General features: G+C 64.1%; 1 protein-coding gene. It reads right to left on the bottom strand.

The features are described 5' to 3' along the window. A partial coding sequence (locus RVY79_RS17370; protein ID WP_317465729.1) for a hypothetical protein occupies positions 1-457 on the bottom strand: 457 nt, incomplete at both ends.

Here is a 457-nt window from a genome sequence, read left to right as displayed (position 1 = left end):
GTTGAGCACCACGGCGAGTGCATCGGCCGCTGATGTGATGACCGGCGGCGCGGGCGGCGCAATCACCCGCTCGGTAAAGATCGGTCCTGGCGTTGCGGTATTCGACTCAAGATCGTAATCTTCGATGGAGGCCACCAGCCAGCAATCGGGATCGTCGAGGACGGGCTGGATGTTCGGGCGACGGTGCGTTTCCCGCACCTCGCCGGTTTCCTCGTCCTCGATGGTCGAGACCGTGGTGAAATTGATCGGCCCGAACGCGCGCACAAAGTTCGACCAGACGATGCGCAGCTTCACCTGCGCCGGCTTCCACGGCCGGTCGCACTCCTGCGCCTTCAGGACCTCGCGAACCGCATCGCGGATCGGGATCAGCTTGCGGATGATACGGACATGCTTGTCCGGGATACCGTCAGCGCTGCGTCCCTTGCGCACATGGATCGCGACCGGCGCACCATCGACG

The organism is Chromohalobacter sp. HP20-39 (assembly GCF_033052815.1).
In the GTDB taxonomy this organism is placed as follows: Bacteria; Pseudomonadota; Gammaproteobacteria; order Pseudomonadales; family Halomonadaceae; genus Chromohalobacter.
Note: the sequence above shows the minus strand (reverse complement) of the source record. Positions and strands in the feature narration are given on the sequence as shown.